At 39.9% G+C, this 16,929-nt stretch carries 9 protein-coding genes; 4 read left to right on the plus strand and 5 right to left on the minus strand.

Annotation, left to right across the window (positions count from 1 at the left end):
- Positions 1–155 precede the first annotated feature (155 nt).
- Genes LQ201_RS05405 through LQ201_RS05420 form a run of 4 tightly spaced genes read left to right on the plus strand, consistent with a single transcriptional unit; the run spans position 156 to position 8,149 of the window.
- Positions 156–3,308 (plus strand): TonB-dependent receptor, encoded by a 3,153-nt coding sequence (locus tag LQ201_RS05405; protein WP_230139878.1) that lies wholly within the window; start codon positions 156–158, stop codon positions 3,306–3,308.
- Between the two features lie 11 nt (positions 3,309–3,319).
- Positions 3,320–4,795, plus strand: coding sequence for a RagB/SusD family nutrient uptake outer membrane protein (locus LQ201_RS05410; protein WP_230139880.1), 1,476 nt, complete (start codon positions 3,320–3,322; stop codon positions 4,793–4,795).
- Between the two features lie 30 nt (positions 4,796–4,825).
- Entirely contained in the window at positions 4,826–6,481 is a 1,656-nt protein-coding gene (locus LQ201_RS05415) for an arylsulfatase (protein WP_230139882.1), read from the plus strand.
- An 18-nt stretch (positions 6,482–6,499) separates the two neighbouring features.
- Positions 6,500–8,149, plus strand: coding sequence for an arylsulfatase (locus LQ201_RS05420; protein WP_230139884.1), 1,650 nt, complete (start codon positions 6,500–6,502; stop codon positions 8,147–8,149).
- Positions 8,150–9,106: 957 nt separating this feature from the next.
- Here the strand turns inward: LQ201_RS05420 and LQ201_RS05425 are convergent.
- From LQ201_RS05425 to LQ201_RS05445, 5 genes are read right to left on the minus strand one after another with little or no spacing between them, the layout of a single operon-like run.
- Entirely contained in the window at positions 9,107–10,288 is a 1,182-nt protein-coding gene (locus LQ201_RS05425; RefSeq protein ID WP_230139886.1) for a hypothetical protein, read from the minus strand.
- Positions 10,289–10,305: 17 nt separating this feature from the next.
- Complete coding sequence (locus LQ201_RS05430; RefSeq protein WP_230139888.1) at positions 10,306–13,920, minus strand: PAAR-like protein; 3,615 nt, start codon at positions 13,918–13,920, stop codon at positions 10,306–10,308.
- Between the two features lie 10 nt (positions 13,921–13,930).
- Entirely contained in the window at positions 13,931–14,743 is an 813-nt protein-coding gene (locus LQ201_RS05435; protein WP_230139890.1) for a hypothetical protein, read from the minus strand.
- A 38-nt stretch (positions 14,744–14,781) separates the two neighbouring features.
- Complete coding sequence (locus tag LQ201_RS05440; protein WP_230139892.1) at positions 14,782–14,949, minus strand: hypothetical protein; 168 nt, start codon at positions 14,947–14,949, stop codon at positions 14,782–14,784.
- Position 14,950: 1 nt separating this feature from the next.
- Complete coding sequence (locus LQ201_RS05445) at positions 14,951–16,765, minus strand: type VI secretion system Vgr family protein (protein WP_230139893.1); 1,815 nt, start codon at positions 16,763–16,765, stop codon at positions 14,951–14,953.
- Positions 16,766–16,929 lie beyond the last annotated feature (164 nt).

Below are 16,929 nucleotides of genomic sequence, written 5' to 3' on the forward strand. Positions count from 1 at the left end.
ACCATTAAACAATAGGAGGATAGCATATAAGAATTTTATAAACTATATAAAAACGGGGAAACACAAATGTATCTCCCCTGGATTAAATCATCGAAACAGGTCTTCAATTGGCGTTGGCACCTGAATCAATTTACCACTTAACCCTAAACAAAAGTATGCAAAAATTTGAAGAAGTCAGGTGGCCCTATGGGTCGGCTTCGCAAGTCTCGTTACCAGTTTTCGGACAGGAAAAGCCTGTTCGGCCCAGATTATCAGTCCGTTCCTTACGCGCCTTGGGCCATTTAGGAATGTTGATTATTGCTCAATTTATTTTTTCAATTGCGGTTAAAGCACAAACCGTACCGCTCATTAACTCTACCCTCAGCGGTTTGGTTACCGATTCGAAAACTAAAGAGCCCATCCCAGGTGTAGTGGTCCGCATTAACGGAACTACCCACTCTGCTGCAACCGATAATGAGGGTAAATTTAGGTTCGTAACCGGACAGAAGTTTCCTTACACCTTAACCGTAAGTTACATTGGTTATAAAACCATCGAAATCATAGCAAGCGGAAGTCCGATTGAAATTAAACTAGAAGAAGCTGCCAACCAACTCGATAATGTGGTGGTAGTGGGTTATGGCACGCAGAAGCGAAGCGACATTACAGGTTCTGTTTCTTCCATTTCTAAATCGGCATTGAAACAACCCTTAAGTTCAATAGATCAATTGTTAAAAGGTGCTGCTGCAGGTGTGCAGGTTACCCAAACATCTGGTCAGCCGGGTGGTGGTGTAAGTATCCGTGTAAGGGGCGGAAGTTCTGTACAAGGTGGAAATGAGCCTTTATATGTGCTTGATGGATTTCCTTTGTACAACAGTTCGGCTTCGGCAGGTACCTTGAGTGGTACGCCACTTAATCCATTAGCCAGTATCAACCCTTCCGATATTGAAACGGTTGATATTCTAAAAGATGCTTCTGCAACGGCGATTTATGGATCGAGGGGAGCCAATGGCGTCGTGATCATCACCACTAAAAAAGGAAAAGCAGATCGTAGTGCGGTTACCTATGAAGGAAGTTATGGCACGCAATCGTTAAGAAAGAAGTTAGACCTCCTAAATGCACACGATTTTGCTTTGCTCCGGAACGATGCTTTGTACGATACCGATCCAGCCAAAGGCCGTTTCCAGTATTTGAGTCAGGCACAGATTGGCCAGTTAGGAGCAGGAACAGACTGGCAGGCTGAAGCATTCGAACGTGCACCAACGCAGAACCATCAACTCACCATAAGTGGTGGTAACCCAAAAACACGTTACCTCATTTCGGGGAACTACTTTGATCAGGATGGTATTTTAAAGAACACCGATTATTCGAGGATCAGTATCAGGGCCAATGTAGATGCCCAGCCTTTCGAAAAATTTAAAGTAAGTGCAAGTATTACCGGAAGCAAGGCCGATGCCAATGTATCTCCCTCGGGGATCATTAATGGCCTGTTGATTATGCCAGCTACCGCTTCTATTTACGATGCTTCTGGTGCTTATACGCTTCGTAATCCTTTCGAAAATATATTTGCCAACCCAATTGCCTCATTAAAAGAGCAGATCAATAAATCAACCACCAATAAATTTTTGGGAACGGCCTTTGGAGAATACACTATTATTGAAGGACTGAATTTAAAAGTATTGCTTGGTGCTGATGTAAACAGTGTGAATGAAAAGAATTATATTCCATCAACCATTTATGAAGGAAGTACCATTGGTGGTTCTGCCGGAAAGGGAACTTATAATTCTTATTCCTGGTTAAATGAGAATACCCTTTCGTACAATAAAGCTTTTGGTAAACATGCTTTGGATGCTGTAATCGGTTTTACACAACAGGAGTTTTCCAGTGAAACCACCAGGGCAAATGCCCAGAAGTTTGTAACCGACGATTTAACCTTTAACAGCCTGCAAAGCGGTGCAACTTTGGTAGCGCCTTATTCTGATGCCACCAGATGGGTGTTACACTCTTACCTGGCCAGGGTAAATTACAGTTTCGATAACCGTTATTTCCTAACCTCGAGTATCCGTGCCGATGGTTCTTCCCGTTTTGGGAAAGGAAACAAATGGGGGTACTTCCCTTCGGCAGCGGCTTCATGGAAAATCAGTAACGAGAAATTTTTCGAGTCCGTACAAAAAACAATCAATGAGTTAAAGGTACGTGCCAGTTTCGGTACAACAGGAAACCTGGAGATTGGTCAATACCAGTCTTTGGCAACCCTGTACAGTCTCAACTATGTTTTTGGAGGCACTACCGCCACGGGTTTTGCACCTAACCGCATTGCGAACGATAAACTGGGCTGGGAAACTACCCATCAATACGATGCTGGCTTAGATGTTGGCTTTTTTAACAACCGCATCCAATTAACGTTAGATGGTTATTACAAGAAGACCAAAGATTTATTGTTAAATGTAGAGATCCCCTGGACAACAGGTTATGGTACATCGCTACAGAATTATGGATCGGTATTAAATAAAGGATTCGAAATTGGCCTGAATACCCGCAACCTCACCGGCGCATTTATCTGGAATACCAATTTAAACTTTTCTGTTAACCGGAATGAAGTGTTGAGCATTGGTAACGGCGCGCAATCGTATATCAGCGGAAACTACATTGTAAAAGTTGGCGAACCCTTAGGCAGCTTTTATGGCAATGTAACCGATGGAATTTTACAAACCGGGGAAGAAGCGACTAAAGGTAAATATACGGGGAGTGCCGTGCCAAAACCTGGCGATAGATTGTACAAGGATATTAATGGAGATGGTTTATTTACCACAGCTGCAGATAAAGCCATTATCGGCAATGCACAACCCGATTTTATTTTTGGCATAACCAACAATTTCGAGTACAAAGGTTTCGATCTGTTAATATTTATACAAGGCTCGTATGGCAACAGTATTTTGAACTCGAATATGCAAACCCTGGAGCTGTTTACCGGGCAGCAAAATGCCTCGGCTACCGCTTTAAACCGGTGGACACCAAGTAATCCCAGTCAGACCATTCCAAGGGCCAAATTAGATCCTGCACCTGTATTTTCCGATCGTTTTATCGAAAGCGGTTCTTTCTTAAGGTTAAAAGATGTATCACTGGGTTACACTTTGCCAAAAAAGATCGCTGCTAAGGCAAAGTTATCAAATGTATATTTCTATGTAGCCGGGCAGAATTTGCTTACCTGGACAAATTATTCAGGCTTCGATCCCGAAATTACCTCTGGAAGTAATGTATCGCCAGGAACTGATGCCGGGATTTATCCCATCGCCAGATCGGTTAGGGCTGGTTTAAGGTTAACATTTTAATCTATATCGCAATGAAAAAGATAAACTTAATATATGCATCCATTTTAGCCGTAGCACTCTCGGCCTGCTCCAAGCTAGAAGAAGATCCCGATGCTGTGCTTGTTACTGCACAGTTTTACCAAAACGAAGGTCAGGCGGTTTCTGCTGTTACAGCCAATTACCGTAAACTTTACGAAAGTGGCCAATCGCTTTACAACAGTTTGATGCAGATTGGGGTAGAAATGGCTACCGACGATTATGAAGCAGGCCCAAGGGCCAGAAATGCACACGTTAGGGCCATATCTGGCTTAACCCACGACTCATCTAACGATAGGATGGAGCAGCTGTGGAAACAAAGTTACGATGCCATTAACGCTTCGAATATTGCCATCGATAAAATTGCTTTGATTGATGAGGGCAAGATTGGGTCGGCCATTAGAAAACGTTTAATCAACGAATCGAAGTTTTTAAGGGCTTTACATTACTTTAATCTGGTACGCTGGTTTGGCGATGTACCCATTGTACTGCACGAAAATACTTCTTTAGCGCCCGACGATCTATATGTACCCAACGCGCCCGAGGCTGCGGTATATGCACAGATCATTCAGGATTTAAAAGATGCAGAATCGCTACCTGCACCTGCAGAATATAGCAGCAAAGATTTAGGAAGGGCAACTTCAGGCGCAGCCAAAAGTCTGTTGGCAAAAGTATACCTTACCCATAAAGAATGGGCAAATGCAGTACAAAAAAGTAAAGAGGTAATCGATAGCAAATACTATTCGCTGTTTGCAAACTTTGCCGATGTGTTTAATGTAGCCACCAAAAATGGTAAAGAACATATCTTCTCGGCACAGTTTGTAGGTAACGCTGGCTTTCAGGGCAATAGTTTGGCCAGCCGTTCGGCCCCGGCAGATGTACCCGGCATTAATGGCGATTATGCTGATGCCCTGCATACCGCTGGCGGTTTGTATAACAGTTTTGCCGATAACGATACCCGAAAGGCCATCACCTTTGTTACGCAGATGGTGAGCCCTACAAATGGTCAGTTATACACCTTTTCGCCACAGTTTAATAAATATTACGATCCGGCCGTGGTAGGGAATCAATCGCAGTCTTCTAAAAATTTACCCATTATCCGTTATGCAGAAGTGCTTTTGATTTATGCTGAAGCCTTAAACGAAGTAAATAATGGGCCAAATGCAGCGGCCTATGCCACAATAGATGAAGTACGCCAGCGTGCGGGCATAGCCAAACTGGCCGATATTTCTCCGGCATTAACTGTAGATCAGTTTAGGGATGCTGTTTTTCAGGAGCGCAGAAAGGAATTGGTTTTCGAATACCAGCGCTGGTTCGACTTGGCCAGAAGAGGAGCAGATTATTATGTGGCTACACTCAAAGCAGCCGGAAAAACTTTAGCGGCTAAGCGCCACATTCATTTCCCTATTCCGCAACGCGAGCTTAACCTTAACCCTAAATTAAAACAGAACCCAGATTGGGTAAACTATTAATCATCTTACTCGGATAATAAATTTAATCGCATGAATTTTAAACAAAAACATTCCACTTTGCCCATAGCAAAAGCATGCCTGTTGGCTTTTGGCTTATTGGCTGTGCAGGTTGCTTCGGCGCAGAAAAAGCAAAAGCCCAATATCGTGCTGGTATTGGTAGATGATCTTGGCTTTTCAGATACCGGTCCTTACGGCGCAACTGAAATAGAAACACCCAATTTAGATAAACTGGCTGCAGGTGGTTTAAGGCTGAAAGAATTTTACAACAATTCGATCTGTGCACCAACCAGGGCATCGCTACTTACCGGGCAGTACCAGCATAAGGCGGGTGTTGGCTTTTTTAACAATAACCTTGGGCTGGCGGCCTATCAGGGTTTTCTGAACCGCGAATCGCTCACCCTGGCCGAGGTGCTTAAATCAGGTGGTTATACCACACTCATGGCAGGTAAATGGCATGTGGGCGACGATCGGAACCAATGGCCAAACCAACGCGGTTTCGATCATTTCTTTGGCTTTATTGGTGGCGCCAGCAATTATTACGAAATCGGAGGAAAAGGAACTGAAACTGTACCCTTGGTTAAAGATAACGAACCATATTTTCTGGAACCAGGTAAATATTTAACCGAAGAAATTACCAATAATGCATTGGGTTTCTTAGACGATCAGCAAAAAGCTAAAAAGCCTTTCTTTTTATACCTGGCCTATAATGCACCGCATTGGCCACTTCAGGCACTTCCTGCCGATATTGCCAAATATAAGGGCAAATATAAATTGGGCTGGGATTCGCTACGTGTACAGCGTTACCGCAATGCCATTAAAAAAGGCCTTATCGGTAGTGATCAGAAAATTGGCGTGCACGATGACCAGGTAAAACCCTGGAACAAGTTAACTTATGATGAACAGGAATATTGGCAAAGCCGCCAGGAAGTTTACGCCGCCATGATCGATCATGTAGATCAGGGTGTTGGCCGTTTGCTTGCTAAATTAAAGGAACTTAAACAGGACGAAAATACCCTCATCATTTTTATTTCAGATAATGGTGCTCAGGGCGGCAATGGCACCAGACCTTATACGCAACGCACCACAGGGCCTGTTGGTACAGCCGGATCTTACGAAACACAGAACAGCAATTGGTCGCAAACAGGTAACTCACCGCTCCGTAATTATAAAGGCGCTCCGTACGAGGGTGGCATTAGTGCACCCTTTATCGCCTGGTTTCCGAATAAAATTAAAGCGGGAACAATTGCCAAAGGCACAGGTCACCTGATCGACCTTGCCCCAACTTTTTACGAATTGGCGGGTATTAATTATCCAAAACAGTTAAACGGCATAACCAGTAATGCCCTCGCTGGTAAAAGTTTGTTGCCATTGCTTAGCGGCTCAACAGATACCGTTCAGCGCGCTGTACCTTTGTTTTGGGAACGTGGTGGTAACAAAGCCGTACGCTGGGGCAAATGGAAACTCGTTTCTCCGGCAGGTTTAACCGAAAAATATGAGCTTTTCGATATCGAAAAAGATAGGGCCGAAAATGCCGATGTGGCCGCTCAACACCCCGAAATAGTGGCGCAGTTAAAAGCCGCTTATGTAAAGTGGGCTGCAGAAAATGGGGTAGTAGATTACGAATTGCTTAAAACCGCACCCGCCCGGCCGGCACAAGGAAATAATAGGGACAATCAGAATTTTTAGTATTAAATAAAGAAAAAGATGAACAAAGTTATATTAACATGCGTAGGTGCATTATTTGCCTTCCAGGGTTTTGCGCAAAATGCCAGGCCGGCAAAGCCTAATATTATCCTTATCCTGGCTGATGATCTGGGTTATTCAGATCTTGGCGCCTACGGCTCAGAAATTAAAACACCTAATTTAGATCGCCTCGCCAACGAGGGCCTTCGGCTAAAAGAATTTTATAATAATTCCATTTGTGCGCCAACCCGTGCCTCCTTATTAACCGGGCAGTACCAGCATACAGCAGGGGTGGGGTATTTCGCCAACGATCTGGGGCTTCCGGCCTATCAGGGTTACCTTAATAAAGAATCGCTTACCCTGGCCGAGGTTTTAAAAACCCAGGGTTACAATACTTTAATGTCGGGCAAATGGCATGTTGCAGGTAAAGATGTGAGTTTTCCCTGGCAACGTGGTTTCGATCACGTAATGATGTCAGAAAATGGAAGTTATTTCGATCAGGGCGATTACGAAGGAGGTAAAAAGCGTGCATATACCATCGATGGAAAACCTTACCCGTTAGAAGCGGGTAAATTTTACCAAACCGATGTAATTACCCAGAATGCCGTAAACTTTTTAGATCAGAGTGCTAAAGACAAACCCTTTTTCCTGTATTTAGCCTATACCGCGCCGCACTGGCCCCTGCATGCACTGCCAGAAGATATTGCCAAATACAAAGGCCGCTACGATAAAGGCTGGGATGTACTCCGGGCCGAAAGAATTAAAAAACAAAAAGAACTGGGTATTATTGATGGCAATTCTACCATCTCCGAAAAAGATGCCGATATCTACAACTGGAACAAACTATCGTTCGATCAGCGCAGCCAGTGGGCCAAAAAGATGGAGATTTTTGCAGCCATGGTCGATCGTTTAGATCAGGGCATTGGCCAGGTTTTAAATAAGTTAAAAGCAACCGGAGCCGATAAAAATACCATCATCCTGTTTATTTCTGATAACGGTGCCCCTGCAGAAGATCTGGTAAAATGGTACAAAGGTGCCGTGCGCAATTCGGGCCCTGTAGGTACCATCGGTTCGTACGAATCGCAAAGTAAAAACTGGTCGTACGCTTCAAATTCGCCATTAAAAGCCTTTAAAGATTATATGTACGAAGGCGGCATCAGCTCGCCGTTTATTGCCTGGTATCCAGCTAAAATTAAACCCGGTACCGTTAAAAAAGGCACTGGGCATATTATCGACATTGCCCCAACTTTTTACGATCTGGCCGGGGCTGCCTATCCAAAAAGCTATCAGGGCATTACGCCGAATGCATTGGCCGGTAAAAGCTTGTTGCCGGTATTGTTTGGTAGCGACAACGAACTGAAACGCGATGAACCGCTATTTTGGGAACGTGCAGGCAACCGCGCAGTGCGTGCTGGCAAATGGAAACTGGTATCTACCTGGCCAGGCTACAATTGGGAGCTATACAATTTAGAAACCGACCGCGGCGAAACCACCAACGTAGCCAGGCAAAACCACGATGTGGTGAGCAGGCTATCGGTAGCCTATTTCGATTGGGCAAAAAGAACAGGTGTGGTAGATTTTGCCACGCTTGAGGCCAAAGAACCACAATCGATGAAAGAGTTCAGGAAAAGTAAGGTACAGGAAGTTGTATCAGAGGGTTTTGGCTTTTAGTTGGTTTTTTAAAAAATGTTAGCCTAAGCTTGTCGAAGACCTTATTTGTAGCCTCCAACTCACTCCTAATTTTGGGGTTGGGGGTTGCAATTAGAAGGAACAAAAAACATTGTTATCCTGAAGGGTATTTATTGTATAAACATCAAAATAGATGACAAATGCATTCTTTGTGGCGATTGGATGCGAAGAATCGTCATGGCGAGAAGGCTTTTTCAGCCGACGAAGCAATCTTACAACGATCGCTACCTGCGAGCGCATTAAGATTATTCATTTTTGTAGTTGTTTTTAAAGGCATTCATGAGCTCAATTCGTTTGGTTATCCTCGTTCCTCGCAATGACGACCATTCTTTGGAACCTATCATTGATAGCTTGTCGAAGGATAAACGTTTTTTGTTTCGACTATTAAAAATACCTTCTATTACATGTTCCGATTTTCATCGGCAGGTTTGGGCTAGTCTACAATTAGTTCGTGGATTTTCATTTGAAAACGAACATGCATACCTCCGTGGGTGCTGCAGCCCCGTTATTCACTCCAATCTTTTTATTGCAGATTTTACGCAACCAGCAGCAAGAATAGGAGGGATGGCTCTTATGCAATAAAAAGGATTTCCGTTGCTACCGGGTTTATTGATGAATGGGGCTGTGGTGCTTGGCCAAATAACCCGCCTTGTTAATAAATTATCTGCAGCCAAAATGTGTATTGAATTAAATATTTTGGCTGCAGATAATTTCGGACTTATACAAATAAATATTCCTCAACTCGGAGTTTGTTGATATTTGAGCTTAAAAACAGTCATTTTAGCTATTATTGGGGCAGGTTTTTGTATGTAAGCTTCTGTTTGTAGTTAGATGCTTTATGGAGGTATATTCGTCTATGCTCGACACAATTAGGTGTAAGAAGCATAAAAAAGAATAAACTCATAAACATGCATATGGATATTCTCGTTAATAATTTACCTATTCCGGGTCGGCACCTGTAGGTGGTGCTTCTTCCTGTAGTTTTGCCATAATCTCTTTCATTTTAGGTAAGCCAAAATAATTGTGCGCTTCTATTATTTTAATCACCTCGGGGTGCGAAACCGAAAGATTATATAATGAAGAACCAGCATTATTCCATACTAGTGATGATTCTGGAGATTTATATTTTTCTATAGCTGGGTTTTCGATATTGGCAATGTTGGCTACTATTTCTGCTTTTTCTATAGAAGTGAATTTTTTGGAGGGTTCTTTTAAGAAGATTTTATCTAAATCATCAGAATATAGTAAACTCATAAAACTACCCAAAGCATAAATAAAATGATTATCTGCGGCACTCGTATGCTCTTCTATATATTTTAATAAGTCTTTTCTGATCTGTAATTTGTTAAAACTATCCTTTATAAAAATCAAATTTGCAATTAACTCTCCACGTTGAGGATTTCGATTGTATATGGAGTCCAACATCATTTTATTTATTTTTGGCTCTTTATCATATCCATATCTTTCTAAGAGCATACTTAAAAAATGTTTGTCATTATTAAAAAGCCAGGCTAAACTTACCTTGTCATTATTAAATAAATATTTATTTCTATGGATAAGATAAGGTTCAATTGTAACCTTATAAGTATTATCTTTATTGATTTTGATTAAGTAATCCAACGTTTGAAATTCGAAAAACAGATGTTCCTTTCTCAATAAGAAGTAGTTTTCAGTATCAGCAAACCCCCCAAATTCATTTCTTACTAAGAATTTATAATCCTCTTTTTGTTGACCAAAAAGTGTAATATGATTGTCTGCAACATGGATTTTATAATGAGGATTTTTAAAATCATCAATCGCAAATACTTCCTTAATTCTATTATTAAATAACTCATCACTAATAGTTTTAAATCCATGATTTTTTAATCCTTCTAAGATTATTATAGAAGCAAGTTTCAGATCTCTTGCAGTTAAATGATATGGATTGTCAAAGGACCCTTCTTCACCGTCCACCCTTTTTTGATCTTCCAAATGCTGTTTTATTTCTTCTATTATTTTTATAGGTATCATTGGTTTTTGTATTTCTTGATTTGCTATTGAACTATTTTGCTTCGTTTTGTTTTTACAGCTGCTTAATGCTAGTAACATAATGCAAAAAAACAATATCCTATTTCTTTTCATTTTTTGTATTTATTGATTTAATTCGATTTATTTTCTTTTTTTGGTGCTGGTTTAATACCATATTTTTTGTTTACTGCTGCAGAACTTTCATAGATATCACTATCTTTTAATTTGTCAGCATCTTTAACTTCATAATCACTAGGAATATAAAAGCCTTTAAATGTTTTAGTAATCCCTTCGTAAGTGAATGATTTTCCATAACCGCTGAAGCGAATAGAGTCTCCCTGGTTTCCGCCTAGAAGAATAAACCAACCTTCTCTGGTTTTGCCATACAAAAACCCGGTATGTCCTTTTCCTGAACCATTGGTAGCTTCGTAGACAACTAAACATCCGTAAATAGCTTCCGGTATATTTTTGTATTCCTCATGATTAACAGGAGCAAGGGATCCTGCCGAATTAAGATGACTATATGGCTCATTTTTATTCTTAGCGTTTTTTGTCTTACTAATACACCAGTTCATGTAGGCGGCACACCAAGGTCCCTTAAATCCGTCTGTTGGTTTAGCGTTATTATTACAATAAACTAAGTATGATTTAGCTTTAGTGTACATTGGTTCTTCTCCTTCATCACAACCTTTCATTGCTTTAGCTTCTGCTAGTGCAGTTTCCATCCAAGGTGCTCTGTTTCCAATTATTTTAATCTCAATTTCCTTCCAGTCACATTTGCTTGTTTTAAATATTTTTGAAGTGAAGTAGTTAAATGCTTTTTGTTTTTCAGCATGGCTATCTCCAACATTGTTGCCTACTTTTTCAGATATTAATTTATTTCTAAGTGCGCCATTTGATTTTGCAATCAACCCATTCCATTTATAAAACGCCATTGAAGTTAATACCGCAATTTTAATGTCCTTAGCTACAATATCTGAATTTTTAAGGATATCCACCTGCTCATATTTTAAAGTATAAGTGTTTGCTTTACAATAATTTTCTCTTCCTGTTAGTTGTATCAAGCCCTTCCCCCTAAAATTCCAGCCGTCTCCTCCCTGTGTATTACCAATTCTATTGTTTACATTTCTATTTTTATCCGCATAAGCCAGATTCGCAATCATTTGCGGATTTGCTTCATGATCTTTGGTTCTTCCATATTTATAGGCATCTTCTTTATGTTTGGCGAAATATGAAAATGGTGGACTATCCCGATTGCCTGTTTTTTTATTTAAGTTACCGTTGATCAGCGTATCTGCACTGTAATTCATGTTTTCTCCGCTTTTTACATGCAGTTTAGTTCCTGATTCTACCCTGATTTGGGCAAAAAAATGTGCTTTAACCCAGCAGGTATTCATGCCAAGATCTGCCATATATTTGTTGTAGGTGCTGGCAACTGTTTTGAGCATAGCACCATCAGCATCTTTAAATATTTGTTTTAGTTCTGCAGCAGTAATGTCTTTATTACATCTGGGGCAATCACTATGACTATTGCCTTCCTGATTCCCCACGCCCACCAATGATTTTCCTCCATTTGCTGGTACATCATTCTTAAAGGCTACTAAAGTATTGCTTGTGCCTAAAAATTCCATTTCTTCTATTATGGCATAAAAACGATGCAGTTTTTCACTATAACTTTTCTCCCAGCTTTTGGCCAATATAAAATCAAACTCAATCATGCCATTATCATTTAAAGGGTATTGTTTATGATGTACAAGTGTATCTTTCCTTAAATTGTCTAGCCCAAGGCGGCTTTCTTTTCGGTAAATTTTAACAGATACATTTTTTGCGCTTAGGTTACGCGTGCGGATGCGGCATTTCATTTTGCTGCCGTATAGTGCTTGAATAACTGGTTTGTTGTTGGTTAAAAATTCGATGCTTACAATTTCTTCTTTGCTAACTAGTTTTAGTTTTTGCAGCGGTTGAGGAATATTTCCATTTAAGATTTCATAGTTTTTATCAGTCGAGTATACTTTGAAGTAAAATTCCGTTCCTTCTTTTAGCAGTTTTTTATACTTATCTGCATTGGGGATGAAATTGTATTTCTCTAAATCTAATATTTGATTTTGAGAGACTCTGAAGCCTGTAATCAAAAGGATGGCTCTCGATTTGCCGCTGTGATCTAAATAACCATATTCTAAATCTACAATTAAACCTTCTGCCGCTTTAAATTTAATGTAGGCATGGTTTGGTTCACCCCAGCCCGTTTTTGTTTTTCTACCACCTTCGGGATATTCCCATTGTGCCAATATAATTTCAGGCTGGGCAACTGTTATTTTAACCGCTACTTTTGCGCTTGGTTGTACCATATATGCCTGTACGGTATACTCACCAGGTTCGTCAAATTGATGGGTTATGGTTTTACCTATTTTTGATTTAAAAGCTTCAACTGGTTTACCATCAATATCTTTGCATATCCATTTTACAGAAGCAATTTCCTGCGGTAACGTGGGCAATATTTTAAAATGGTCTTTTACGCTAAAAGTTATCTCTTCTTTTATTCTTGTGCTATCGCTGGAAGCGGTAACTGAAGTAATCCCATTTCTTAAAGCTTGTATCTGTTTTGATTGTTTTGGAATACCATTAAAACATGCTGACACCACATAGCTGCATTCTTCGCTACAGAATACCTGAGTGATGTTCCCTGTCTGGGTTAATAGCGTAGGGATGCCAATTCCTCCTGTTTTGGTTACCTCCCAGGTAATAGTACTGATGTCGCCTGGTAGGGCCGCGGATTGAAAAAGGCTTTGGAGCCTAAAGGTGACAGGTACATTTATTCTTACTTTTGTGCTTCCGTCGACTGTGGTCACGGTTTCAATCTCGTTTTTTTTAATGGTATAAGGCCTGGTTATTCTTTTATCACCATTGGTTTTGCCATAAGCTTCAATTAAATAGGTGCCGACTTTTTTAAAGGTAATGGTGAGGGTTTCGCCTGCATCGTTTCGCAATTGCAAGGGAATACCATTTGTATCATAGACTATCCAGTTTACGCCTTGCTTATCTGCATCGGTTGCTTTGCCAGCAAAATCGGCTTTAAAAGTAATAGGCGTGTCGAGCGGTTGTTGATCGCCGTAAGATAAAGGTATTATCGATTTTACTGTTGCTCCATCTTCATCTTCATTTTTTGCCGCTTGTTCGGTATGAATCAGTTCTTCGGTAAGCAGTGGACCATCAGCGGCCCAACTGCCAGCTTTGGCATTTTCTAATTCTTGTGCAGTAATATTTGCTTGCTGGCCATGTTGAACTATTTTTACATTTCCACCTTTCGCAGTACAAATAGCTGTGCTTTTGTTTGTCAATACATAAGCACCGTTTGGCAATTCTACTTTTTCATAATAATCTTTCCATTGCAATTTGGCAGTACAGGGTACAGGCCTACTTGGGGCCGGTACTTTGCATTGCCCAAAGTTTAGGTTAAACACTTTGTTTTCTAAGGTGGTTGCAATAAATTTACTTTCACCACTATCGTTAATCACATATTTGTTATGGCTAAGTACGTTCAACTTTTTCGGAGCGGGATCTACCGCTTGATCGCAGGTGCATTTAGCCCCATGACATATCAATAGTTCCATAACTTTTACATTTTGTTTAGGTTCATCTATTACTTGCCTGTCTGATGCTATGGATACAGTTAGGTTATCTGTAATCTTATCATCCGTTAGGTTTTCTTCGTTATTTGTTGGTTCAGCATCAGTACTCCAATCCATTTTGGCTAATTTAATTGGTTGTTAAAATAATCTTTAGTGTTTTTAAATAGCTACTATTTGCTATTAATGAATAAGTGCTTTGTAAGGCGTTGCACCAACCAGTAATTGGATCTATCTGATAAAACCCTTCGACACTTACTTCTGTCATATCATTATCTGTCTTCGTTTTTAACCAGCTATCAAATCTTGGTTGATCAACATTCTTGGTCCAGTTCCCAGAAAATTTAATCAGTTTTTGATTCTCTGATGTTTGAAGTGTCCACTTTTCATTAAACCAGATCGGGAACGGACATAAACCGTACACTTCTCTTTTTCGACTAAAATTGTTTTCTACAAAATTTGCATCATAAACTCCTCTGAAATATTCATTAAGAAATAAGTCTTGCTTGATATATTCGGTTAATGTTTCACTAGGTAACATTTTTTTGTCAACCGCTATTAAGGTCGAATCGATCCAATCTCCAGTGTAAGTATTAGTCAAATTTTCTCTAATGACCAACCATTTTTGCCATAGCTCATTTTGTTTTTCAACACTTACTGGCATTCCGTTAAAACCTATTTTTAAGGTCAATTGATGTAATGCTGTAGAAATCTGCTGTACGAATAAATCAACATCGTTATCAGGTAACGCATCGATCAAACTTTGTTTGCGTAGAATTTCGATATTCTGATGGCCAGACCAAAACGATGTTTTATCTGGTAAAATGTCTATATCAAAAAGTTTAAAGGTATACTCATCTTTGAATGCTGTTTTTTCAGCGATTTCTACCTTGAAAAGCATATTTAAAGGCTTTTCCAAAGATTTATAATCAATTTTATTCATGGGTATACATTGTTCTTAATTAATACAGCAAGATCGGTTTACCCTGTTTGTTTTGAAGGCACATATCGATCATACTTTATCTTGTATCTACTTTGCAGAATTACTTCTTTTGTCGCATTGAAATTTATAGCTCCTTGGGTAGAAAACCATTTAGCACTTCTTATATTTTCGGTAATGGTTTTGCTGATGTATTTAATTGTTCCCATCTTAAAATAATTTAACCTTGCTACCACTCTTATTTACAATCTCTTTGGCACTATGAAATTCAATATTCTCTTGGGTACTATTCAAATTAATCTGTTCTGCTGTTTTTTCGATATGTATAGCAGTTTTATTAATACTATCATTAGCTATCATTGTAATATTTTCGGCCATTAATGAATGATTTTCACCAGCATTGCTGCTTATATTTCCACCTGCGTTATTATAGATATGTTCTCCAGCAGATATCGATATATTTTGTTCTGCATTGATATCTATGTTTTTAGCCCGGATACTGATATTCTCGGGAGCAGAAATCTCAATACTCGATGTACTCGTATCAAAGCGTATAATATTTCGGTTTTTATCTGTAATGGTAATTGTTTCAGCACCAGCGGCATCATTAAATTCTAGTAAATGACCACTTCTGGTTGCAATAGCTTTTAAATGATTATTCTCGTAACCACCGGCGCCGTTAATGCCATGGAAAACACTTCCTAATACAATTGGTCTGGCGATATTTCCTTCTTCAAAAGTTACGGCAACCTGATCTCCAACCTCAGGTATAAAAACAAAACCCCTGTTTGTATTTACTTGCTCACTACTTCCCGCATCTGGGGCAATTACCCTCAGCCATTCGGTGATATCATTCGTTAGGCATTCCCATTTAAACTTTACTTTGATCCGGCCTTGCCCTTCGGGGTCATTGTTGTCCATTACATCTGCTAACAGTATATCTGGATTTGGCTTTTTATAATTCTCTACCAAAATGCGTTCGGTGGCGGCTGTCAAGCCTGTAAAGGTATTTTGGTATTTTCCTGCAACATCTATATGGTGATGAATGTTGGTAATGAGGAATTTACCTATGCTTTCGGTTATAAAAGCATTTCCCTGCCTAACACTCATAGTAATTTCAGCAATATTGCCAATACTTAATTCGGCATTATCTCCTGTAGCACTGATTTTTAGAAGTTCTGATATGGTGGCTTTTTCTTCATTCTCTACATGGCTTTTAATGTCGTTACTGTTTTCTACGCGGATGAGCGAAGGCTGGTTAAATGTTTTACTATAAGTGCGGTTCGAAGCCTGTATAGCATGAGCAAGATCGAGTATGTCGTTTGTTATGCCTGTACTTTCGCTGTGTAGCATTTCATCCTCTTTAGGGTTATATGCAAAGCGTTTATGCTTGATCGGTGAAATTTCCATGGCGTACTGAAGATTCTGTACATCTCGGCCATAAAAAAGCACAACTTCTTTCTGCTCATCTGGTTTGCCAAAGTTGAGCTGTTTGCCATCGTAGAAAAACCATTCATGATATTCGCCTGATAAGCGGTTCAGGAATTCAAAATCACTTTCTTTGTATTGAATAAGATAATCGACAGTTTTTTTCCTGCTGGCATTGCATATAATTTTAAGATCGTTTGCAGAGGTATCTTTTGTGGCTAGGGCTACAATTTCGTTTAGATCTTTATCTAAGTAAGAACCCAAATCTGGACCACGGTCTATTAAAATGGTAGGACTATAGCCACTTACAATTAAAATGCCATGGTAGCCATGGTTCTGTGCGAGTTCTATCTTGGTAACCAAACCAGCAAATTCTTGTAGTCCATTAACCTGATATCCGAATGAGGCTGTAAGTGTTTTACCAACAAAATCGCGGCTATCATCAAGGTTGATCAAACTGGGCAGGCCAAAATGATTCTGCTTAAACCGAAGTTCGAAATAATGATGCCCGTTAAATTGTTGCTCCAGATCGAATGAATCAAAGTGTGGTATGGCTTTGTCTTCTATATTGATTTCGGTGATGAGTTTTCTTTCCATATGAGGGCTATTAGAAAAACAATAACTTATCACGAATGCTCATCTTGTTTTTATTGCTGATGGTACCCGTTCACAACTTGTTAGGCAAAAGTTTAACCAAATTTTAACGTTGAGTTAATGTTTGACGGGGAAGCGCTTGTTGCTCCACCATTTTTATATGGAAA

Origin of the sequence: Pedobacter sp. Bi126 (genome assembly GCF_918698245.1) — a bacterium.
GTDB lineage: Bacteria > Bacteroidota > Bacteroidia > Sphingobacteriales > Sphingobacteriaceae > Pedobacter.

Coding starts and splice junctions, on each gene's coding strand:
- LQ201_RS05420 (WP_230139884.1), top strand. CDS start 6,500: ATGAACAAAGTTATATTAACATGCGTAGGTGCATTATTTGCCTTCCAG.
- LQ201_RS05425 (WP_230139886.1), bottom strand. CDS start 10,288: ATGAAAAGAAATAGGATATTGTTTTTTTGCATTATGTTACTAGCATTA.
- LQ201_RS05415 (WP_230139882.1), top strand. CDS start 4,826: ATGAATTTTAAACAAAAACATTCCACTTTGCCCATAGCAAAAGCATGC.
- LQ201_RS05445 (WP_230139893.1), bottom strand. CDS start 16,765: ATGGAAAGAAAACTCATCACCGAAATCAATATAGAAGACAAAGCCATA.
- LQ201_RS05410 (WP_230139880.1), top strand. CDS start 3,320: ATGAAAAAGATAAACTTAATATATGCATCCATTTTAGCCGTAGCACTC.
- LQ201_RS05435 (WP_230139890.1), bottom strand. CDS start 14,743: ATGAATAAAATTGATTATAAATCTTTGGAAAAGCCTTTAAATATGCTT.
- LQ201_RS05405 (WP_230139878.1), top strand. CDS start 156: ATGCAAAAATTTGAAGAAGTCAGGTGGCCCTATGGGTCGGCTTCGCAA.
- LQ201_RS05430 (WP_230139888.1), bottom strand. CDS start 13,920: ATGGATTGGAGTACTGATGCTGAACCAACAAATAACGAAGAAAACCTA.
- LQ201_RS05440 (WP_230139892.1), bottom strand. CDS start 14,949: ATGGGAACAATTAAATACATCAGCAAAACCATTACCGAAAATATAAGA.